The organism is uncultured Traorella sp. (assembly GCF_944327115.1).
Lineage (GTDB): Bacteria > Bacillota_I > Bacilli_A > Erysipelotrichales > Erysipelotrichaceae > Traorella.
This window is the reverse complement of the sequence record NZ_CALVGS010000046.1, coordinates 1-20,834: the sequence shown is the minus strand read 5'-3', so window position 1 is coordinate 20,834 and position 20,834 is coordinate 1. Positions and strand designations below refer to the sequence as shown.

Genomic DNA, 20,834 nt, shown 5'->3' with positions numbered 1-20,834 from the left:
CATATTATAAAAGATACTACTTAAACTTTCGATCTATAAGTTTCACTTTTAAATATTGGCATTACTTTAGGTATGTAAGTCCCATAGGTTGTGAGGTAAAAATCACCTGATCTACAGGCTTTCGATTGCGGGAAGGTGATGGTGTGTATGGTGGATATATTCAGAGAACTACGCTTATTGATTCACGCAATGAGGCGTTTTCTTGAAAGTATCGATAAACTACTAAACAAAAAAAGGAAGTAGTTCCAACCCAAACTACCTCACAGCCATATTATAAAAGATACTACTAAAATTTTCAATCTATAAATATCACTTTTAAATATGGGCATTACTTTTAAAAGTATGTAAGACCCTGGGCTGTGAGATAGATAAAAATCACCTGATCTACAGGTTTTCGATTGCAGGAAGGTGATGGTGTATATGGTAGACGTATTCAGAGAGCTTCGTTTACTTCTTCATGCAGTAAGACGACTTCTTGAAATTATGATAAAACTATCCGTTAATAAAAAAACGAGATAGCCCTACCACAAAACTATCTCTCAGCCACATTATAGAAGATATTACAGAAAATTTCAATCTAATCTTGGGCATTACTTTTAAAAGTATGTAAGACCCCTTGATTGTGAAGAAGAAAAAAGTACCAGAGCCAGCAGGATTTATCGATTGCTCAAAAAGCAAAATAGTTATAAGCCAAAACTACTTCACAATCACATTATAAAAGAGTTTTAGAAAAAATAAGAGGCATTAGGTCTTTCAAAAATCCATAACACCTACCTATGTAAGTCCTCGTCCTTATTTAAGTTGTTTAATCCATCAAATGGTTCATTGCAATTTTCATATTTTACATTAAACACATTCACTCTCTCTTTGTTTTATAAAAGTGCAGCAGTCCATATCACTCGCTTTCTTAAATCCTATTTTCTCATAGAATCCAACATTATCTTCATCACTCAATAAAACAATCTGATAAACATTTCGATATTTTTCAAATATCGCATTTATCAGCGCTGTTCCAATTCCCTTTTTTTGATAGTCTGGATGTACGATCAAATCCTGTATATAAATAATTGAATATCCATCACCTACGGCACGGACGATACCTGCCAGTTTTTCTCCAACATAGGCACTCATGATGTATAAAGAATGCTGGTAAGCATTTTTAAGCATGACCGGGTCGTGTGTATAATTTTCCCATCCAACGCTATTATATAGAGTTAAGACTTCATCTTCATCATATAAATAATCACATAAAATAATATCCATAACTCTGCCACCTTACATATCCATTTTATATAATGAAAACATCATTATCAATCTTTATCTAAAAGAAAATGATTTTACCACTATCCTTTTATCCTATTTATGTGTAAAATAAGCTTTGTGTAAATTAAAAGGAGAATTTATGATTCAATTAGTAGTATGCGATTTAGATGAAACACTGTTGACCAGTGATAAAAAGATAACTGAAAAGGATAATGCAGCCATTCAAAAAGCAAGAGCTAAAGGAGTTAAATTCGTTTGTGCAACAGGTCGAGGTTATTCCTACATTGATGATATATTAATGACATTAGATGTCTATCATAAAGAAAATGAATATGTCATTTCAAACAACGGGGCTATTATTACCGAAAATAAAGATAATGATGAGCTTTCGTTTCATAAGCTTTCTAATACGATTGCTTTTCAGATCATTGAACTGGGATTCAGATTAAAACTTTGTGTACAAGTCTTTACTTCAAAAGATGTTTATTCTTTTAATACGAATGAGGATGAAAAGAAATGGCTGCTGATGTTTAAAAAAGATGCAATTCTTTGTAAGGAGAACAATTATGATTTTCTAAAAGATAAAGAAATCGTCAAAGTGATGTATCAGTATCCTGATATGAATGTTTTATTTTCATTGAAATCAAAGTTAAATGATGAAATTAAAAAAAATACGACAATTGCATACTCAAGCAATCGCTATATGGAATTTACAGCTGTCGGCATCAGCAAAGGTGCTGCCTTAAAAGAGCTCACCACAATATTGAACATACCACTAAAAGATACGCTTGCGATTGGTGATAATTATAATGATATATCAATGATTGAAACCGCAGGTATCGGTACCTGTGTCGCCAATGCCAATGATGATGTCAAAAAAGCTTGTCATTATGTTTCACCATTTACTCATGATGAGAATGCAGTTGCTGATATATTAGAAAAATTTGTATTATAAAATCCTGCATTATGCAGGATTTTTTATGATTATATGCTATACGGCATGTTCCTTTAAAAAGTCAGTATTGAAAATATTTTTATCACTCTGACTGTCATATACACAACGTCCTTGTGAATAAGTGTAGAATAGCCGGAACTGATCATCAACTACAATAAGATCCGCATCTTTTCCTTCTTCAATACTTCCCTTATCATTCGCACCATAAACCATAGCCGGATTCTTTGAGCACATCAGCAATACTTTTTCCAAAGGTAATCCTATATTTTGAACCAGATTTTTCACACCTGAAAGCACTGGTAAAGTCGATCCGCATAAACGGCCGGTATCGCTTAAACAATAACCTTTTTCATCAATGGTAACGATCAGCTCATCACCATTGCCCATTGCCATGCGATAGCTTCCAATAGGTGCTCCAGACATCGGTACATTATCAGATACCATCATAAACTTATGATAAGCATCATTTTTCATACGTAACATCAATCGGATCATCTCATTGGATACATGCAGACCATCACATATCAATTCATTAAAAACTTCATCACTTAACATACAGGCACCTAACCCACCCATGCGACGATGATGGATTCCAGACATAACATTTGCCGTATGCGTCGTTACAGTAATGCCCCATGAAAAAGATCTCATTGCTTCCTCATAATTACAATTACTATGTGCAAATGCACATCTTACATGACGACTTGTCAGATATTCAATAGCTTCTTTGGCTAATGGTAATTCCGGAGCCAAGGCTACCAGCTTCAGCATTCCTTCTGATTCATCGATCATTTTTTGGATATAAGCCAGATCAATATCCGGATGACCTGTATCGATTCCTTTCTCACCTACGCGATTTAAATAAGGGCCTTCGCTATGAATACCGATAGGCTGGGCACCATCCACTTCTTCTTTTGCTATCTTTGCAATTGCTTTAAAATAAGGCAATTCAGCTGTTGGTAAACAACTCGTAACACCTTGCGATGCCAATCCTTTCAAATAACCACGAACCGTCTTTTCAGTATCCTGGCATTCACCCATCAAACCATATCCCATCGTTCCGTGATTATGTGTATCGATGATTCCTGGTAAGATCATCTTATCCTGAACATCAAGATCACATGTCACATTGGCATTTTTCGATAATATCTCTTTAATCTTTCCATTTTGAATATGTAAGATACCTTCTATACAACCCGCAGGCGTATAGATCCTATTGGAATGAATATACATAAAACCTCCTATTTTAAATCTTTATATGATATCAATTCAATATGATTATCCTCGATCCATTTCTTGAAATCTTCTGATAACAGCATTTCCAGATCACGACATCTTTCAAGTGAAAGTGTTGTCAATGATAATAGTTCTGCATCGACATAGCCCGGATGACCACCAACAAATGCATAATCACAGCTTAAAAGATAATCACTATTATCCAATACATTCTTCAATGGCTGTTTATTCAACTGATCGATTGCATTAAATTCCTTTTTCACCTTTGATACTTCTTTTGGCATAGTCAAAACACTTCCAAAATGGTATTTTTCCCATAGATCCATGGAATAAGGAATACCTGTTTCCTGACTGATTGCCTGAATCGCTTCATTGTAATGTTCATGACCTAAAGAATGAGCATGCAAATAAGAAGGTTTTCTTCCACACAACTCAACAAAACGATCATACTGGGCTTTCAACTCTTTATATACTTCATCATATGGAAACATTTCTCTTCTTCCTTTTTCACTTTGAAAACGTGGATCTTTGAGTCTTTCCTTCGAACGAATAAATTCCCCATTACCATCAACAAGATGAGGGACCTCAGCAGGATCGCTTACCGGTGGTCCTGATACTATATTAAAATCAATACCGAAGCAAAAATCCGGTCTTTCTTTTACAAAAGTTGCAGCCCATGGTGCAATTGGCATATTTGTAAACATTCCTGTTGCGGTAATGATCCCATGATCGATCGCCTCAATAATTCCATAAGTCACACCTTTGGTAAATCCATAATCATCACCCTGTACTAATAATTTCATGAATCCTCCTCTATTAAACTTTTATATAATATCTCATAAATCATATTGACCTGTTCCATACTGATACGGTCATCTTTTTTTGTATCTACATAAAATTCATCATGATCCGCAGAAACAAGCAGATATGCATAAGGCATCAGACGTAAAACATTATCACAAGCTTCTGTCTTATCATATTTAACTGTCTGGAAATGATCTTTAAAACATGACTCTTTCTGAAGAGTGGCACATACGATCTTTTCACCTTTTGCCAGGGAATCTAAAATGATCACTTTCTTCTTTGAAAGATCATGATCCTGAAGCAATTCTTTATAACCTTCATAAGAAGATACGGCATGATCCAAAAATACAAAAGCTGTTTTCCTTGGTTTTTCTTTCATCAGTTTATACATAATTGCGACAGAAGCGCTATTGCGATTCATATTCACCTTAGAAGCTTTATTTATAGACATATAGATCAACATCAAAGCAAAAACTCCCAGCATTAATACATACCCTATCTTCATCGAAGTCGCTAACTGGTTCCAGCTAAATAAAAGCATCACTGTAATCACACAGGCAAGTATTAAAAGAATCAGATGTATCAAAAATTCCAATGTCTGGATTTGCTGATTTTTCTTTGAATGAAGCGGATAATAACGTGAAGCTGCAAAAAAGTTTCTCTGTGGTGTATCATAAGCTGTCATAAAAACAGTATCTGCATGTTGTAAGTCACCAATGATCAGATTGGTACATTCAAAAAAACGTGTTTTCATTTTTTCGCTTCGATAAGCAAGATTCAATTTTTTCGCATCTTCGATCATCATATCTATAAATGCCGTTTTTTGATTCCTGTTATAGCGAATAGGAATCATGATCGCATAACGCAATAATTCTTCTTTCATATTCATTTACGCAAAGCATTAAAATTCACGAGTTCAATATCATGTGCTTTGATCCATTCTTTGACTTGTGGGCTCGTTAAGACCTGTAAATCGCGACATCGCTGAATTGTCAGTGAAGTATGATCTAAGACATAGGCATCTAAATATCCCGGATGGAAGTGCATGACATTATATTCATAAGGACTTTCAAGAAGACCATAACCATTGCTATTAATGAAATCTTCAACTTTCTGTCCTTGTGGACTTTGTATCGCATTGATATAAAATTCACCTTTTTCACCATACACAAGTTCATGTGCATAATAAAAATCATCATTTTCTTCTTTCGTCGTCATACAGTGTAAATGATATTCTTCACTGACTTCATTAAAGGCTTTTTCAATATTTGGAGTAATTACTGAATGTCCCTCAAAATGAATTGGATATTCTCCTACCAGTTCCTTAAAACGGTTTAATTGCGCAATCGTTTCTTTTTTCGCATCTTCATAAGAAACAACTACCGTTCCTTTACATTTATCCGCAGCATTAAAGCCAACCGGAGCCCATTGATAGGAGCGATAAAATTCACCCGTTTCATCAACCATCGACGGCACTTCTTCAGCTTTTGAAACAGGAAAGCCCTGTACAAAATTGGTATGCTGAGCCAGACAAAGACCAGGATATTCTTTTGCCAGATCAACGGCATGTTTGGCTGCTGCCATATTGCTCATCAAAGATGCAACAGTTACGATACCTTCCTTATAAGCTTTAATCACACCATAGTTATAAGCTTCTGAAAAACCAAAATCATCTGCTACTACAATCAGTTTCTTTTTCATTTGAACCTCCATTTAAAACAAGACAGGAAGAAATGAAGAAAATTCAACGATTCTTCTTTTCTTCCTGTTCATACGCTTATTTCACTAGAATAATCCGATAAGTGCTCCCACTAAACCAATCACTAACGTGATAACGATAAGCCATGTAGGACGTACACCTTTGCGAATCAATGATACATACCAGAATAAGAGGCAAACACCTAAAAGTCCCGGGAAAATGGAATTGATTACATCACCGATAACAACAGATGTATCACCAATATTTAGCGTTAATGCCAAAGGTACGCTGACCATAGAAGCTGTCATGGCGCCTACCATGATAATACCTAAAATAGAAGCAGCTTTTGTAAAGGATGCCATCAAGCCTGAATTAAATACCATTTCAATGAATGAAGTACCATACGTATAACCCATTCTTACAAAAATGAATTTAAGGATCGACTGTGGAACACCATAAATCAAGATAAAGAGAACCGTACCTAAGATATTTCCCTGTGAACACAGACCAATACCTACACCGGCAGCAATGATACGCAAGCAGTTGAAGAACAGTGAATCAAACATTCCCGCAGTAGGACCCATCAAAGCAGCTTTGATACTTTCAATCGTTTGTCCATCTACAGAATTATTTTCTTTATGTTCCTTTTCCATTGCCCATACCAGACCAGCTATAAATGAGAATGGAACCGCATGGGTATTAAAGAATTGCTGACTTCTTGCATATGCTTCTTTTTTACCTTCAGGATCATCTTTATAAATTTCTTCCAAAGCAGGGGCCAAAGTATGTGTCATACCATTTGCCTCCATCTGAACCATGTTGGCTGCCATGAAAACCAAATGAGAACGCAATTGTACTTTTCTTAATAATTTTTTCTCTTCAGCTGATAATACTACCTTTTCCATTAGAAGAAATCCTCCTCTTCACTATTTGCACTGACATTTCCTTCACTTACAAGTTTTGTAATCTTATTTTCCAGATCAAGCGAACGCTTTTCCTGCAAGAATAGTGTTACTGCAACAATAGCACCCAAGATTGCAATTGCCAGCGTATCCATTGATAAGTAAGCCACTAAAACATAGCCTGCAAAGAAGAAATAACCAATTTCCTTTGACCAGATCATAGCCGTTAAGATTGCAAATCCTACAGCCAGCATCATGGAGCTTGCAGCACTTAAACCTGTCATTACCCATGCCGGTAATGAAGCAATAAGACTCTCCAAACCTTCAACACCATAAGCCACTGCAAAGAACATGACAACAGCTGGTACCAATGGAATGAAAATATTGATGACATGCGATATAATTTCATATTTCTTCAAATTTCCACCCGTTGCTAATTTTTTTAGATAAGGAGCAAATGCTGCCCATACCGGTGTAAACATACTATTAATGGAGGCCATGACAGTACCGATTGGCAATGACAGCGATATGGCTGTTTCCATGTCTGCATTGGTCAATATCGTAAATGCCGTAGCAATGATCGTACCTGTTGTCACATCGGCAGGAATCGATCCTCCAATTGCAGAAATACCCATAAATACCGATTCCAAAGATGCACCCATGATGATTCCTGTCTGAAGATCTCCCATCACAAGACCGGCAATTGGTGCAACTACGATTGGTCGTGTCAGACACTGCCATGAAAGGATATAGGTGTCTAACCAGGTAATGAACCAGTAAACTAAACAAAGCTTTAAAGCAACCTCTACCATATTTTCTCCTCCTTATTTGCTTTATTTAAATATCTTGGATATTGGCTCAGGCATGTCATCCGGTAGTACCTGAACATTACATTCAATACCCTTTTTAATAATTTCCCTGAATATATCAGCTTCTTCATCTGTACAGTACAACGTTGTCGTATATTTCTTTCTTACTGTTCCAGCCCCCTCGCTGATTCTTCCGTAATTACCAATATTCAGTCGCGTAACGCCCTCCACATTGTTCACGATCTCTAATAAATCTTTAGGATTTGCGACAATGATCAATATATCGTGATTAGCAGCCTTCGGATTTTTCATCAGTTCGATCACACCTGCTACACTTTTAATGGCTACCTTACATGTTCCTGGAGCTGCCATCATCAAAGACTTCTTCACGATATCGTTGCTAGCTGCCGCATCATTGGCAACAATGATCCGATCGACATTTAAAATACGTGACCATTTGATAACGATCTGTCCGTGGATCATACGCTCATCTAAACGAACCATTTTAATCATGCTCTCACCTCACTTTCTATAAAAAATCTTCATCTTCATCAGCTTCTTCCGTATTCAGTTCAACTAAACACATCATTTCTCTGCTCTGGGCTACGAGATTCGCTAATGATTCTTTCGTGACTTCTTCCTGCATCACGATTTCTAATAAAAATGCCAGATTAATTCCTGCAACCAGATACGTATTCTTTTTTGTCAGATATGTGTACATCGTCGAATTAACACTACCTCCATACAAATCTGACAATAATACGACCGTATCCTCATCAGTCACTGTTTCATAAAACTCATCAAGCTTTTGTTTCACTGATTGCTCATCTACATAAGCATCAAATACTGTCAGCTTTGAAGATTCTCCGGCTAATATATCCAAAGAACTTTTCATTCCACTAGCCAAATGGCCATGAGATGATAGAAAGATCTTCAGCATCACTTTCACCTCCTGCATCTATACAATACCATTTTTTCCAAAAATGAGTTTGTATTGTTTGTAATGCTTTAAAATGCAAAAATGAAAAATGCACTCTTTTGAGTGCATTTTGTTATCGATGCCACCAGTTAAATTCCTGTTGGATCGCCATATTGAATATATGATTTAAACATCTTACTTTATTTTCATATAGATCCTTAATCAATTGAGAATCATTCATCAGATAATTTAAAACACAATTGGATAATTTCATATCATTAACACTTATATCAGGATCTATCGAAACCGTTATAATATAATTGATATGCTGATTTTCCCATAAGCTCTTTTTGCTCGTTTTAAAGATTTCAATAAATTCTTTTTGTGTATAGTCATAATTACAAAATAAGACAACGATTTGATTTTTATTATCTAAATGAGAACATATCTTTTCTTTATCTTGCCAATCTTTAACTTGTTTTAATGGATCCTGACACAAAAGATGTGCGATACCATCATAAATCTCCCCTTTTTCAAGAACAGTAAAAGCAACATGCGTATTCGTAAACCTTACGATTTCTTCCATTCTTATAGTAGTAAATCCATATTTAAATACATTATGGAATAAATAAGTTTGATTATAATTTGGATTAAAAGGACGATAGGTCACATAGGGTAATGGATAGTTATTTTCATAGCCTTCAGTATCACAAATGACGATATCATAATCATCAAAGTTGATCCTTCTAAGTTCATATTGATTATAAACATCTGCATTTAAGATATAATTTCCATAACTGGTTAATAGTTCTTCGCTCATATGCTTTGCGATGATCAATCCACAAACAGAAACACAGGCTAAACGTTGTTTTTGATAACTATATTTGATTCTTTGAAAAATATATTCAAAGATGTTCGCAAATATCGTTACATAAAAATCATTGGATTCAACTTGTAGGATGTTTTGAATATGATAAAGCAAGTTACGGGCAATTTCATTTGCAATCGGTGTAATATCTTCACTCACCGTTTCGACATAAGTAATAAGCCGGATCCTTCCCGACATTCGATACCGCTTCATCAAAACAATATTCATCAATACTGAAATCAAGTCATTACGAAACAATTCATATAATTCTAACGCAAAAAAATTTTTACCGATCGTAGTCTGCATTCTTTTTTCAGCCTCATATAAAACACCTGTACTTTCATCTAACACTTTATAAAGCAAAGGACTGAACGCATCTATTTTATTGATATTATAATCCCGATAAACAAGAAGCAATCCCGCGAAATGAATCATTTCATTTTCTGATGGCTGTACCCATTTTTGAATGAGCGGATCCTTGAAAACATTTTTACTTAATGTATATTCATAGGTCTGTCTGATCTCTTCAGCTTCCTTTTCTCCTACATCCACATGATATCCTTTAGATATCCGGTCTTTTAAAAGCATGATATAAGTAGCTATTTTTTTAGTATCAATATCCTTAATTGATATTTTGCTTTCACGTAAGATTTTTAGAAAAGCATGTCGCAAGTCAACATAATCCTGATCATTTTCATAAAACATGTTTTCAAATTTAGTTACCGTAAAATCTTCACTTTTTTCTACAAGATAATATTGACTGCAAAAGGCTTCGACCATACATGCACGTAAATTGGCTTCTTTTCCTGATAATGAATAACCGACAACAGCCTCCGATTTTACTTCAATATCAAAAGAATTAAAAAAATCTTTGACCCATTTCATAATTCCCTGAAAAGAATATCGTGAATAATGAACACGGTTTGCCATTTCATCCATTGTAATTGTTTTTTCACTTAAAAGTGTTTGAATCAAATACGTCCGCTTATTCAATTCATCAATATCATTAAAACGATAGACGAATATCAAACGATTTGTATATTTTACATAATTAATAAATTCACGTGCATCTAACGCATTCAAATAATAACCCTTTTTTTGTACTGACTTAATATTTGCGATATGCTCATCACTTAATTTTTTATCTAAAACTTTTATTTCTGATTTTACGGTTCTGACTGAACAAGAAGCATATTGAGCTAATTGTTCACTTGAAATCGGATTTTCTAAAGAGGCACTTATAAGATGATAGCATATGTATAACTGACGCGTACTTTCATATTTCATATTCCTATTTTCCTTTATTGTTATTTATTTATCCCATATTTATTAACTATGAAAAATTATACTCAATATATTAAGCATAGTCAATTGATTGAGTAGGCTAAAATATTACTATGCGTATCATATGGAGGGATAAATCAATGATTTCATACGATCCTTTTTATCAAACATTATTTAAACAAGGACGAACAGAATATGATCTGATATTTCATCATGGTATATCCAGTAATACCCTCTATCGCATGAAACAGGGAAAGCCTATTACAACAACAACCCTAGATACCTTATGCTTTGTTTTGAATTGTAATGTATCTGATATTATCAATTATATTCCTGATGAAACAAATGATATATCTGTGAAAATAACTAAAATAAATGATAATCATTAAATTAAATAAGAAAAAATACGATTCTCTTTTCCAATATAATATGTTTGGTCAAGAGAATCGTTTATTTTATCCGTTTTTAATACGAATTCTATTCAACGCACGTTGTAAAGATACCTCAGCTCTTCGTATCGATGTATCAGCATCTTTCCTTTCAAGCCTTTTTCTTGCACGTTCAGCACTTTTCTTTGCACGCTCCAAATCAATTTCTTCTTTACCTTCGATCGCATCCACCAATATATATGCCTGATTTTTATTGAAGTAAAGAATACCGCTGGATATCGCAAATTCCTTTTCATTTCCATCAACTGTCAAGGTCAGCCTTGAAATTTCAAGCATCGCAACAAGAGGCATATGATTAGGTAATAAGGTACATTCTCCATAGGCTGTATGTGCATGAAGCTTACTGGCTTCAAATGTATTATAACGTCCATTAGGCGTTACGATTTTTACCTGAATCATATCATTCACCTAAGCTTTTTGCTTTTTCTACAACTTCTTCAATAGAACCGACAAACATAAATGCCGCTTCCGGATAATCATCATACTCACCATTCAGCAGGGCTTTAAAAGAACGAACCGTATCCTCTTTGGTAACGTATCTTCCCTGCATTCCCGTAAACTGCTCACCTGCAAAGAATGGCTGGGATAAGAAATTACGTACACGACGTGCACGATTTACAATTTGCTTGTCTTCTTCGCTCAATTCATCCATGCCTAATATTGCTATGATATCCTGAAGCTCCTTATATTTCTGCAGCAGCTCTTGAACACCTCTTGCTACCTCATAATGCTCTTCACCTACGATCAGCGGATCAAGCATCCTGCTCGTAGAATCCAATCCATCCACAGCCGGATAGATACCTAAAGCAGCAATCGAACGATCCAAGACGGTCTTCGCATCCAAATGACTAAAGGCCGTCGCAGGTGCCGGGTCAGTTAAATCATCGGCTGGTACATAGATAGCCTGTACAGAAGTAATCGAACCATTTTTTGTTGATGTGATCCTTTCCTGTAACTGCCCCATTTCTGTGGCCAGGGTCGGCTGATAACCAACAGCACTTGGCATTCTTCCCAAAAGAGCGCTCACTTCACTTCCGGCCTGGGTAAAGCGGAAGATATTATCAATAAACAAAAGAACATCCTGATGATTGACATCACGATAATATTCAGCCATCGTCAGTGCACTTAGCCCTACGCGCATTCTTGCTCCCGGAGATTCATTCATCTGTCCATAAACTAAAACCGTTTTATCCAAAACACCGGAATCCTTCATTTCATGATACAGATCATTTCCTTCACGAGTCCGTTCACCGACACCGGCAACTACCGATAAACCGCCATGCTTAATAGCAATATTATGAATCAGTTCCTGAATCAGGACGGTCTTGCCAACTCCGGCTCCTCCAAAAAGACCAATCTTGCCGCCTTTCGGATATGGACACAGCAAATCGATCACTTTAATGCCTGTTTCGAATATTTCGGCTGTTGTCTGCTGTTCATCAAAACTTGGTGCTGGGCGATGGATCGGCATTTTCTTCACCGTTTCAGGTAAAGGTTCTCCCTCATCGATCACCTCACCTAATACATTGAACATTCTTCCTAATACTTCTTCACCAACCGGAACACTGATAGGAGCACCCGTATCGATCGCATCCATGCCTCTGACCAAACCATCGGTTCCGCCCATGGCAATACAGCGTACCCGATCGTCACCGATATGCTGGGCTACTTCAACCACCAGTCTTGAAGAAGTATGTGTGTTTTCGATTTCAATTGCATTTAAAAGCGATGGCAGATGTCCCTCAAAATGAATATCAACGACAGGACCGATTACCTGAACGATTTTTCCAATATTTTTTGTCATAACGGCTCCTTTCCCTAAGTAGCACTGCCTGCGACGATTTCAGTAATTTCTTGTGTAATTGCTGCCTGCCGTGCCTGATTATACTGTAAAGTCAACGTATCCTTTAATTCCTGAGCATTATCTGACGCATTTTCCATGGATATCCTTCTGCTTGCCTGTTCACTGGTCTTTGTTTCCAGATAATAACTATAAAGAATGCTTTTCACTGCCATAGGAATAAGCTTTTCAAGAATTTCTTCTTCTTCCGGTTCAAAGATCGTATCGATCCTGTTCCCTTCCCTTTTCTTTTCCTCCACCGGAAGGATCTTCATCTTATGGGGAACAAAAGTCATTGGATTTTTAAATTCTGTATATATGACATGAATCGAGCTTACTTCATTATTCAGATACTTCTCCAACAATTGTTCCGCAAAAGAAGCGATATCTGAATAACAGTCATCTCCCAGCTGCACAAGTGTTTGCGTTACATGATAATTTTTATTTTTGATCCATCCCGCTCCGCGAGCACCTAACATGATAATTTCTTCATCTGACAAACATTCATTTTCTATCAATTTAAATATATTGGCATTGAAGCTTCCGCATAAGCCCATATCACTCGTATAAATTATCGTGCACGGATGAGCGTCCTCTCTTTTTTTCAAATAAGGATGATCATTGTTATCCAGATCAGCAAGGATACTGTCTAACAGCTCCTTAAGCTCATTCGCATATTCTTTATTTTTGCTCATCCGCTCTTTTTGACGCTGATACTTGCTGGCAGCAACCAGCTGCATTGCTTTGGTAATCTTCTTCGTAGACTCGATCGAGCGGATTCTATTTTTAATAGCTAATTGTGAACCACTCATGATCACGCCTCAATTTCTGAAATAAAATCAGCAGTAAATGTATTAAGAACCTCTTTGATCATTCCATTCAGCTGATCATCAATCGATTCTTTATCAACGATTTCTTTTAAGATTGCCGGATGACGATCCTTCATCATTTTAAGCATTTCTTTTTCATAACGATGTACATCTTTCGCATCGATCTTCTTTAAATATCCATATTTAGCGGCAAATAATGATAAGATCTGTTCCTCAAGCGGCATCGGTTCATACTGTGGCTGCTTCAAAAGCTCCGTTAGCTTGATACCATGTTCCAGAATCTTTTTTGTCGAATCATCCAGATCGCTGCCAAATTTAGAAAAGGCCTGCATTTCATGATATTGAGCCAATTCAAGCTTCAGCGATCCGCTCACCTGTTTCATCGCTTTAACCTGGGCACTTCCGCCGACACGCGATACTGATAGCCCGCTATCCACTGCCGGACGGATTCCTTCATTGAATAATTCGCTTTGCAGGAAGATCTGTCCATCTGTAATGGAGATGACATTGGTCGGAATATATGCCGAAATATCTCCTGCCTGCGTTTCAATGATCGGTAAGGCCGTCATAGACCCTGCACCATATTCATCGCTCATTTTAGCGGCTCTTTCAAGCAGCCTTGAATGAAGATAGAAAACATCTCCCGGATAAGCTTCTCTTCCCGGAGGACGCTTCAATAATAAAGATAATGTACGATAAGCGATCGCATGCTTGCTTAGATCATCATAAACGATGAGCACATCCTTCCCCTGCTCCATCCATTCCTCACCCATAGCACATCCGCTATAAGGCGCAATATACTGCAAAGGTGCCAATTCACTGGCTGTTGCACTGACGATCGTCGTATATTCAAGAGCCCCATGTTGTCTTAATTTTTCAACGATTTGCGCAACTGTGCTTGCTTTCTGTCCGATCGCTACATAAATACAGTTTACATTCTTTCCCTTTTGATTCAAGATCGTATCGATTGCAATCGCTGTTTTCCCTGTTTGACGATCGCCGATGATCAGCTCCCGCTGTCCTTTGCCAATCGGAATCATTGAATCAATGATCTTAAGACCGGTCTGTAAAGGCTGATGAACTGATTTACGAGTCATGACACCCGGTGCTACACGCTCAATCGGTCTTGTTTTATCTGTATGAATCGCTTCTTTTCCATCAATCGGCTGTCCTAAAGCATTTACGACACGCCCAAGCAATGCATCACCTACCGGTACTTCCACGATCCTTCCGGTACGTTTCACGATATCACCCTCACTGATCAAGGTATCGCTTCCCATCAGAACCGCTCCGACATGGTCTTCTTCAAGATTAAGCACCATGCCATAGACTTCATGAGGGAACAACAGCAGCTCACCGGCCATCGCATGACTCAAGCCGTGAATCAAAGCAATGCCATCACCCACAGTTATGACACTACCCGTTTCACTTTCTTCTAATTGATCATCATAATGTAAGATCTGATCCTTAATGATCTTACTGATTTCTTCTACTTTTATGCTCATGTGTTCACCTCACCTTATTGATGCTGCTTTCATCTTCTTTAATCTATTGACTGCAGTATTGTCTAAAACCTCATCTTGGATGATGACTTTGATACCGGCCAGTAAAGAAGGATCGATCTTGTATTCACATTCAATGGAACATTTATATTTCTTTTCCAGCTTCTTCTTCAGCCTGCTTTTTTCATCTTCATTTAATTCACCGGCACTATACACCACAGCCTGTATGATATTAAAATGACCGATATAGATCTGATCAAATTCATCACAGATCGCATGAATATAACGAAAACGGTTCTTATCGATCAAAACCTTAAGAAAATGAATCAATACAGGATCTAAATAATCCTCATACACCTTATCAATACATGCTTTCTTTTCCTGCTTGCTGATTTTTGGATGACATAAAAGCTGAATGAATTTCTCATCCGAGGTCTTTTTAATATCACGCATGATCAAACGATATTCATCACATTTGTCATTATCCTGTGCTATCTCAAATAAAGCCATTGCATATGCCTTTGCCACTGCATCCGCCATAACTATTTATCCTCTTCGATAAACGCTTCGACATAGTTTTTCTGCGTTTCCTCATCAATTTCTTTTTCAAGTATCTTTTGAGCCGCCATAAACGCAACCTCTGTAATTTCCTCTTGAATTTTTTTCTTGGCATGATGCATTTCTGTTTCAATATCCTGCTGAGCTTTTTCCAGCTTCATCTTCGCATCAAGCCGGGCCTTCTCAACGATCTGATCTCTTTGTACATTTGCCTCTTCTCTTGCTTTATCTAAGATTGCATTTGCCTCATCTTTCGCATTTTTCAACTGCTGTGCATACTTCTGCTTATATGCTTCAGCCTCCTGCTCGCTCTTTTTAGCGCGATCCAATTCATCCTGAATCAGTTTTTTACGCTTATCCAAATATTCCAGTACATAGCGCCAAAAGTATTTCTTTGCAATTAGGCAAATCAAAAGAGTCGATATTAAAATGAGGATCATATCTGTGAAATTAAGCCGAAGATAATTTTCTATATTAATATTCATGATATCCTCACCGGCTGCTTATGCCTTCAAGAAAATAAGCAGCAAGGCAATGATCAACGCATAAATACCTGTTGTTTCTGATAACGCAATACCTAAGACCATCATATTACGGATCTTACCTTCTGCATCCGGGTTGCGTCCTACAGCTTCGCAAGCTTTACTAGCTGCGATACCTTCACCGATTCCCGGCCCAAGTCCGGCAACCATGGCAATACCGGCACCTAAAACAGCCATACCGGCTACGAAATACTGATTAAATTCTCCCATCTTTTTTACCTCCTGTCGATGTGGTTATTCTTCCCCTAATTCCTGACCGAGGAAGAATGTTGCGATTGTAAAAAATATATACGTTTGAATAAACCCTGCAAATATATCAAAATATGCATGCAGGAAGGGCGTAACTGCAAGCAAGACGATGCCTAAACCATTTAAAATTGAATTTAACGCACTAAACAGTGAATATACAAGCCCCATAATGATCGTACCGCCTAAAAGATTTCCAAATAAACGCAGGGAAAGCGATAAAGGCAATGTAAAATCTCCCAAAACATTTAATGGAAATAACGGCCAAAGCGGTTCACACCAGCCTTTGATTTTTCCCATAAGACCCTTTTCCTTTAAGCTTGTTGTCTGAATGATCAGCCACATGGTCAATGCTAATGTCACATTTACACTTAAATTACTTGTTGGAGGCTGAACTCCTAAAAGTCCGCTCAGATTGCTCATCAGCATCAAAATCATACAGGTTCCATAGAACCATAAATATTTTCTCGTATTCTTCCCAAGCGAATTTCCAACAATAAAGGTCAATAATCCCACTATCTGTTCAAAGACAAGTACCATGCCACCAGGCGCCTTGCTGACATCTGCTTTCTTAAATTTTCTTCCAGCTGCGACCAGCATAATACCTGCTGCTAAACAGATACCAAGCCAAACCAGCACACTGGTATGGATCGCTAATTCAAAGCCTGCCAGATGAATTACGAGCCCATCGAAAGTTTCATACAAATTATCACCTCCCGCCATCGCGTATCGAATAAATGTAAACGCTTACTTTATGGCATATAAAACCTGCTAATATCCCTAACAGGTTAGCCCCCATATAATAGCTTAAAACAAACATACAGCCATAAAAGAAATATCTTAACATATAACTGAAAAAAGCAGAACGCATGCTACCTGTTTCCTGTACACGGAATCCCCACTGAACGATCATATTAAAACCAATAAGACCGATCATACATCCGAGTCCGATTCCAATCGCAACGCTCTTATCCCAAAAAAGCAGTGACAGGAGCATGACTACAACAGTGATCCCAATTGAAAGTAAACCAACTTTTTTCAACATCCTTACTTTATTTTCCACAAGGTAACTCCTTTACAAGCAGATATAAGCTCCCTAAGACAACATATAAAAGAAATAGGATCAGCAATAATGGCGACGTATTCAACAGATCATCTGCCTTCATGCCCAGCCAGATTGCCAATCCACTTCCAAAAATAAGGCGGGACAGAAATCTATGAACCGCCTTAATTCCGCTCATTACTTCGTACCAAAAATACGATCACCTGCATCTCCAAGTCCCGGTACGATATATCCTACATCATTGAGCTTGTCATCTAATGCTGCCAGATAAATATCTACATCCGGATGCATATCCTCAACAGCACGAACGCCTTCCGGAACACCTACCAGACATACCAAACGGATATTACGCGCTCCCTGTTTCTTTACCATCGTAATAGCGGCATTGGCACTTCCACCAGTTGCCAGCATCGGATCGACGATCATAACGACCGCATCTTTCATGTTTTTTGGATATTTTGCGAAATATTCATGAGGCTCTAATGTTTCTTCATCACGATATAAACCAATATGAGCCACCTTTGCTGTCGGCACAAGATCCAAAATACCTGAAACCATACCCAATCCTGCTCTTAAGATCGGTACTAATACGATATCTTTTGATAAAGCTTTTGTAGTACAAGGACCCATCGGCGTTTCGACCTCGATCTTCTTAGTCGGAAAATCACGAGTGATTTCATAAGCCATAAGTCCTGCAATTTCATCAAGATTCTGTCTGAAATCCTTTGTAGACGTGTCTTTATCACGCATAATCGCCAGCTTGTGTGTAATCAACGGATGATCAAGTACTTTTAACATAATTCGTCTTCTCCTTCTTTCTGCATTTAGTATATTCTACCATTTGTATAAGAATTTTCCAAGTAAATTCGCTGCTGCCTTCATATATATCTATCAGGAATCGTAGAATAGACATGATCATTCATTTTTTATTCATCATATCTTCATCAGATCTCTTGATTCAAAGTTACAATTATAAAAATAAATGTGCATTGTTGTTGACTTTGCCTTAGAGTGATGATAAAGTATGCATGTAACAAGCTAATAAATATCCATTCACATATGTAAATACGAGTCTGTATGTTTATTTAAAGGGTTAAAAATCGTGTTTCACATATGTTTTTTTATACCTCTAGACTTATTACAGAAATAGGAGGTACTTAACAATGAGTACAGGAACAGTTAAATGGTTCAATAGTGAAAAAGGATTTGGTTTTATTACGATGGAGGGTGCAAAAGATGTATTCGTACATTATTCATCAATTCAAAGCGACGGCTTTAAAACGCTTGAAGAAGGCGCAAAAGTGTCCTTTGATGTCGTAAAAGGAAACCAGGGAGATCAGGCAAAGAACGTCGTTCTTCTCTAATCTAACAGACATTAGAAATGCCGCAGCGTAAAAACTGCGGCTTTTTTTGGCACTTTAAATTCGTGTGTGGGTGTGCCATAGCTCTAAACTTTGGTGTTGCCATTTTAAAACCTATTTAACTTTATGTGTGGGTATCTTTAACATCTCATGTGGGTACCCTCTTTTTAGTATGAAAAAAGCCTTCGTGTTATTATTTCTTTGCCGAGAAAAAATACTCACGAAGGAGGTTTAAACCTATGTATGATTTTATCACAGATTTATTCAATATCGACAAAGAGATGATCAAAAATATTGAAGTTTCCTCGTCAAAAGATTTGACTGAACTTCATATCTCTTTGAAACCTGAAAAGCTTAGATGCCCCTATTGCCACGGCATCACTCATCTGCATGGCTATTCAAAGCCAAAGATCATCAACCACTCCAAACTCACTGACCGTAAATGCATCATCGTTTTCAAGAATAACAGATATCAATGCAATGAATGCCTGCGTACATTCTCTGGAAAGAATCCTTTCACTTTTCCTAATTTTAAGAATTCCTATCTTTCCATGACCAACATTATGAAATCTTTATCTAATTTAAACTATACCTATTCCATGGTAGCTGAATCAAACCATATTTCTGTTACTCAGGTACAGCGCTATTTTGATAGCTTTGTCAATATCCCTAGAATTCGCCTTCCTGAATCTATCGGTATTGATGAAATTCATTCCAAAATGGCTAAGAGATCCGATTCCGCTTATCTATGTGTCATGGTGGATAATACAAACAGATCTCTGTTTGAGATTCTTCCGTCACGTTCCAAGGCTGAATTAAAAAGATATTTCGATAGAATTCCTATTGAAGAAAGAAATCAGGTTCATTACGTTACTATCGACATGTGGGAACCTTATAAAGACATAGCTGTCACCTATTTAAAGAATGCACTCATAGCCGTAGATCCCTTTCATGTGGTCAAGCATCTTATGGACTGTTTTCGACGAATACGCCTCAATATCATGTATCAGGTAGATTACAATTCTACCAGCTATTATCTTCTTAAGACATGGAAGGACCTTATTGAGAAAGATGTATATCTGGATAATGAACCTGTATACAACCGGCACTTTAAGAAAAAATTAAATAAGAGAAATCTATTGGATATGATATTGGGCATTAGTGAAAACTTAGCACTCGGATACCGGTTAAAGGAAATGTATCTGCACTTCAATGAGAGTGCCACTGAAAAAGACTGCGAATCATGGTTTGATTCCATATACGAAGCCTTCAAAGAAGCCCAACTGCCAGAATACAGCGAATTTGTATCGATTCTTGAAAACTGGAGAACAGAAATACTGAATTCATTTAAAAGACCTATTAACGAAAGAAAGCTTAGTAATGCACTTTCAGAAAACATCAACGGTCAGATCCGTACGTATTTGACAGTTTCCAACGGAATAAGCAACTTCACAAGGTTTAGAAAGCGCTGTCTACTGGCTCTAAACAGAAAAGTATTCTATTCCATAAACGATCAATTAAGATCAGATAAATATACCACAAATAAAAAAACAAAATAATTTAACTGAAAAGCTTTTTCTCGGCACAAAAAAAACAGATGATATCGAGGTTTCACATCCTTTATATCATCTGTTTCTCTTCTTTATAAACCACTCATTAGTTTAAAGCGTAATTTCTTTAAACCACTCACTAGTTTAAATTACC

Annotated in this window: 25 protein-coding genes; 4 read left to right on the top strand and 21 right to left on the bottom strand. The window is 36.9% G+C overall.

The window, feature by feature from the left end; genetic code table 11:
* Window positions 1–846 precede the first annotated feature (846 nt).
* Entirely contained in the window at window positions 847–1,263 is a 417-nt protein-coding gene (locus tag Q0K35_RS04240) for a GNAT family N-acetyltransferase (protein WP_294561429.1), read from the bottom strand.
* 139 nt (window positions 1,264–1,402) lie between these two features.
* On the opposite strand from Q0K35_RS04240, the gene Q0K35_RS04235 reads away from it, so the two are divergent.
* Window positions 1,403–2,218 (top strand): HAD family hydrolase, encoded by an 816-nt coding sequence (locus Q0K35_RS04235; RefSeq protein ID WP_294561428.1) that lies wholly within the window; start codon window positions 1,403–1,405, stop codon window positions 2,216–2,218.
* A gap of 36 nt (window positions 2,219–2,254) precedes the next feature.
* Here the strand turns inward: Q0K35_RS04235 and Q0K35_RS04230 are convergent, their stop codons facing one another.
* The 9 genes from Q0K35_RS04230 to Q0K35_RS04190 form a co-directional block, all read right to left on the bottom strand.
* A complete protein-coding gene (locus Q0K35_RS04230; protein WP_294561427.1) occupies window positions 2,255–3,451 on the bottom strand; it encodes an amidohydrolase family protein in 1,197 nt (398 codons plus the stop codon).
* Window positions 3,452–3,459: 8 nt separating this feature from the next.
* On the bottom strand, window positions 3,460–4,257 hold the full coding sequence (locus tag Q0K35_RS04225; protein WP_294561426.1) for a ChbG/HpnK family deacetylase: 798 nt from the start codon (window positions 4,255–4,257) through the stop codon (window positions 3,460–3,462).
* Complete coding sequence (locus Q0K35_RS04220) at window positions 4,254–5,141, bottom strand: hypothetical protein (protein WP_294561425.1); 888 nt, start codon at window positions 5,139–5,141, stop codon at window positions 4,254–4,256. Before Q0K35_RS04220 ends, Q0K35_RS04225 begins: the two co-directional genes overlap by 4 nt.
* A gap of 2 nt (window positions 5,142–5,143) precedes the next feature.
* Window positions 5,144–5,959, bottom strand: a complete 816-nt coding sequence (locus Q0K35_RS04215; protein WP_294561424.1) for a ChbG/HpnK family deacetylase — start codon at window positions 5,957–5,959, stop codon at window positions 5,144–5,146.
* A gap of 84 nt (window positions 5,960–6,043) precedes the next feature.
* Window positions 6,044–6,862 (bottom strand): PTS system mannose/fructose/sorbose family transporter subunit IID, encoded by an 819-nt coding sequence (locus Q0K35_RS04210; RefSeq protein ID WP_294561423.1) that lies wholly within the window; start codon window positions 6,860–6,862, stop codon window positions 6,044–6,046.
* Window positions 6,862–7,671, bottom strand: coding sequence for a PTS sugar transporter subunit IIC (locus tag Q0K35_RS04205; protein ID WP_294561422.1), 810 nt, complete (start codon window positions 7,669–7,671; stop codon window positions 6,862–6,864). Before Q0K35_RS04205 ends, Q0K35_RS04210 begins: the two co-directional genes overlap by 1 nt.
* A 21-nt stretch (window positions 7,672–7,692) precedes the next feature.
* Window positions 7,693–8,181, bottom strand: a complete 489-nt coding sequence (locus Q0K35_RS04200) for a PTS sugar transporter subunit IIB (protein ID WP_294561421.1) — start codon at window positions 8,179–8,181, stop codon at window positions 7,693–7,695.
* Between the two features lie 16 nt (window positions 8,182–8,197).
* On the bottom strand, window positions 8,198–8,608 hold the full coding sequence (locus Q0K35_RS04195) for a hypothetical protein (protein ID WP_294561420.1): 411 nt from the start codon (window positions 8,606–8,608) through the stop codon (window positions 8,198–8,200).
* A 112-nt stretch (window positions 8,609–8,720) separates the two neighbouring features.
* Window positions 8,721–10,742 (bottom strand): HTH domain-containing protein, encoded by a 2,022-nt coding sequence (locus Q0K35_RS04190; RefSeq protein WP_294561419.1) that lies wholly within the window; start codon window positions 10,740–10,742, stop codon window positions 8,721–8,723.
* A gap of 110 nt (window positions 10,743–10,852) precedes the next feature.
* Between Q0K35_RS04190 and Q0K35_RS11550 the strand changes: the two genes are divergently transcribed.
* Complete coding sequence (locus Q0K35_RS11550) at window positions 10,853–11,128, top strand: helix-turn-helix transcriptional regulator (protein ID WP_365936209.1); 276 nt, start codon at window positions 10,853–10,855, stop codon at window positions 11,126–11,128.
* A gap of 66 nt (window positions 11,129–11,194) precedes the next feature.
* Here Q0K35_RS11550 and atpC read toward each other — a convergent pair whose 3' ends face one another.
* Genes atpC through upp form a run of 11 tightly spaced genes read right to left on the bottom strand, consistent with a single transcriptional unit; the run spans window position 11,195 to window position 18,567 of the window.
* A complete protein-coding gene (atpC, locus tag Q0K35_RS04185) occupies window positions 11,195–11,587 on the bottom strand; it encodes an ATP synthase F1 subunit epsilon (RefSeq protein ID WP_294561418.1) in 393 nt (130 codons plus the stop codon).
* A gap of 1 nt (window position 11,588) precedes the next feature.
* Entirely contained in the window at window positions 11,589–12,992 is a 1,404-nt protein-coding gene (gene atpD / locus Q0K35_RS04180) for a F0F1 ATP synthase subunit beta (RefSeq protein WP_294561417.1), read from the bottom strand.
* A gap of 14 nt (window positions 12,993–13,006) precedes the next feature.
* Window positions 13,007–13,840, bottom strand: coding sequence for an ATP synthase F1 subunit gamma (gene atpG, locus Q0K35_RS04175; protein ID WP_294561416.1), 834 nt, complete (start codon window positions 13,838–13,840; stop codon window positions 13,007–13,009).
* A gap of 2 nt (window positions 13,841–13,842) precedes the next feature.
* Window positions 13,843–15,363, bottom strand: a complete 1,521-nt coding sequence (atpA, locus tag Q0K35_RS04170) for a F0F1 ATP synthase subunit alpha (protein WP_294561415.1) — start codon at window positions 15,361–15,363, stop codon at window positions 13,843–13,845.
* Window positions 15,364–15,372: 9 nt separating this feature from the next.
* Complete coding sequence (gene atpH, locus Q0K35_RS04165) at window positions 15,373–15,900, bottom strand: ATP synthase F1 subunit delta (RefSeq protein ID WP_294561414.1); 528 nt, start codon at window positions 15,898–15,900, stop codon at window positions 15,373–15,375.
* 2 nt (window positions 15,901–15,902) lie between these two features.
* Window positions 15,903–16,403, bottom strand: coding sequence for a F0F1 ATP synthase subunit B (gene atpF / locus Q0K35_RS04160; protein WP_294561413.1), 501 nt, complete (start codon window positions 16,401–16,403; stop codon window positions 15,903–15,905).
* Window positions 16,404–16,421: 18 nt separating this feature from the next.
* On the bottom strand, window positions 16,422–16,670 hold the full coding sequence (gene atpE / locus Q0K35_RS04155) for an ATP synthase F0 subunit C (protein ID WP_281627587.1): 249 nt from the start codon (window positions 16,668–16,670) through the stop codon (window positions 16,422–16,424).
* 24 nt (window positions 16,671–16,694) lie between these two features.
* On the bottom strand, window positions 16,695–17,411 hold the full coding sequence (locus Q0K35_RS04150) for a FoF1 ATP synthase subunit a (RefSeq protein ID WP_294561412.1): 717 nt from the start codon (window positions 17,409–17,411) through the stop codon (window positions 16,695–16,697).
* 4 nt (window positions 17,412–17,415) lie between these two features.
* Complete coding sequence (locus tag Q0K35_RS04145) at window positions 17,416–17,769, bottom strand: ATP synthase subunit I (protein ID WP_294561411.1); 354 nt, start codon at window positions 17,767–17,769, stop codon at window positions 17,416–17,418.
* On the bottom strand, window positions 17,759–17,947 hold the full coding sequence (locus tag Q0K35_RS04140; protein ID WP_294561410.1) for a hypothetical protein: 189 nt from the start codon (window positions 17,945–17,947) through the stop codon (window positions 17,759–17,761). The genes Q0K35_RS04145 and Q0K35_RS04140 overlap by 11 nt, the downstream gene beginning before the upstream one ends.
* Window positions 17,947–18,567, bottom strand: a complete 621-nt coding sequence (upp, locus tag Q0K35_RS04135) for a uracil phosphoribosyltransferase (protein ID WP_294561409.1) — start codon at window positions 18,565–18,567, stop codon at window positions 17,947–17,949. The genes Q0K35_RS04140 and upp overlap by 1 nt, the downstream gene beginning before the upstream one ends.
* 365 nt (window positions 18,568–18,932) lie before the next feature.
* Between upp and Q0K35_RS04130 the strand changes: the two genes are divergently transcribed.
* Entirely contained in the window at window positions 18,933–19,133 is a 201-nt protein-coding gene (locus tag Q0K35_RS04130) for a cold-shock protein (protein WP_071440887.1), read from the top strand.
* 236 nt (window positions 19,134–19,369) lie between these two features.
* The gene (locus Q0K35_RS04125) at window positions 19,370–20,689 is read left to right on the top strand and encodes an ISL3 family transposase (RefSeq protein ID WP_294561408.1); all 1,320 of its coding nucleotides are present in this window, start codon (window positions 19,370–19,372) and stop codon (window positions 20,687–20,689) included.
* Window positions 20,690–20,834: the final 145 nt, after the last annotated feature.

What these genes read in the sequence shown, in the direction of transcription:
- Q0K35_RS04240 (WP_294561429.1), bottom strand. Translation starts at nt 1,263, where the DNA reads ATGGATATTATTTTATGTGATTATTTATATGATGAAGATGAAGTCTTA.
- Q0K35_RS04235 (WP_294561428.1), top strand. Translation starts at nt 1,403, where the DNA reads ATGATTCAATTAGTAGTATGCGATTTAGATGAAACACTGTTGACCAGT.
- Q0K35_RS04230 (WP_294561427.1), bottom strand. Translation starts at nt 3,451, where the DNA reads ATGTATATTCATTCCAATAGGATCTATACGCCTGCGGGTTGTATAGAA.
- Q0K35_RS04225 (WP_294561426.1), bottom strand. Translation starts at nt 4,257, where the DNA reads ATGAAATTATTAGTACAGGGTGATGATTATGGATTTACCAAAGGTGTG.
- Q0K35_RS04220 (WP_294561425.1), bottom strand. Translation starts at nt 5,141, where the DNA reads ATGAAAGAAGAATTATTGCGTTATGCGATCATGATTCCTATTCGCTAT.
- Q0K35_RS04215 (WP_294561424.1), bottom strand. Translation starts at nt 5,959, where the DNA reads ATGAAAAAGAAACTGATTGTAGTAGCAGATGATTTTGGTTTTTCAGAA.
- Q0K35_RS04210 (WP_294561423.1), bottom strand. Translation starts at nt 6,862, where the DNA reads ATGGAAAAGGTAGTATTATCAGCTGAAGAGAAAAAATTATTAAGAAAA.
- Q0K35_RS04205 (WP_294561422.1), bottom strand. Translation starts at nt 7,671, where the DNA reads ATGGTAGAGGTTGCTTTAAAGCTTTGTTTAGTTTACTGGTTCATTACC.
- Q0K35_RS04200 (WP_294561421.1), bottom strand. Translation starts at nt 8,181, where the DNA reads ATGATTAAAATGGTTCGTTTAGATGAGCGTATGATCCACGGACAGATC.
- Q0K35_RS04195 (WP_294561420.1), bottom strand. Translation starts at nt 8,608, where the DNA reads ATGCTGAAGATCTTTCTATCATCTCATGGCCATTTGGCTAGTGGAATG.
- Q0K35_RS04190 (WP_294561419.1), bottom strand. Translation starts at nt 10,742, where the DNA reads ATGAAATATGAAAGTACGCGTCAGTTATACATATGCTATCATCTTATA.
- Q0K35_RS11550 (WP_365936209.1), top strand. Translation starts at nt 10,853, where the DNA reads ATGCGTATCATATGGAGGGATAAATCAATGATTTCATACGATCCTTTT.
- atpC (WP_294561418.1), bottom strand. Translation starts at nt 11,587, where the DNA reads ATGATTCAGGTAAAAATCGTAACGCCTAATGGACGTTATAATACATTT.
- atpD (WP_294561417.1), bottom strand. Translation starts at nt 12,992, where the DNA reads ATGACAAAAAATATTGGAAAAATCGTTCAGGTAATCGGTCCTGTCGTT.
- atpG (WP_294561416.1), bottom strand. Translation starts at nt 13,840, where the DNA reads ATGAGTGGTTCACAATTAGCTATTAAAAATAGAATCCGCTCGATCGAG.
- atpA (WP_294561415.1), bottom strand. Translation starts at nt 15,363, where the DNA reads ATGAGCATAAAAGTAGAAGAAATCAGTAAGATCATTAAGGATCAGATC.
- atpH (WP_294561414.1), bottom strand. Translation starts at nt 15,900, where the DNA reads ATGGCGGATGCAGTGGCAAAGGCATATGCAATGGCTTTATTTGAGATA.
- atpF (WP_294561413.1), bottom strand. Translation starts at nt 16,403, where the DNA reads ATGAATATTAATATAGAAAATTATCTTCGGCTTAATTTCACAGATATG.
- atpE (WP_281627587.1), bottom strand. Translation starts at nt 16,670, where the DNA reads ATGGGAGAATTTAATCAGTATTTCGTAGCCGGTATGGCTGTTTTAGGT.
- Q0K35_RS04140 (WP_294561410.1), bottom strand. Translation starts at nt 17,947, where the DNA reads ATGAGCGGAATTAAGGCGGTTCATAGATTTCTGTCCCGCCTTATTTTT.
- upp (WP_294561409.1), bottom strand. Translation starts at nt 18,567, where the DNA reads ATGTTAAAAGTACTTGATCATCCGTTGATTACACACAAGCTGGCGATT.
- Q0K35_RS04130 (WP_071440887.1), top strand. Translation starts at nt 18,933, where the DNA reads ATGAGTACAGGAACAGTTAAATGGTTCAATAGTGAAAAAGGATTTGGT.
- Q0K35_RS04125 (WP_294561408.1), top strand. Translation starts at nt 19,370, where the DNA reads ATGTATGATTTTATCACAGATTTATTCAATATCGACAAAGAGATGATC.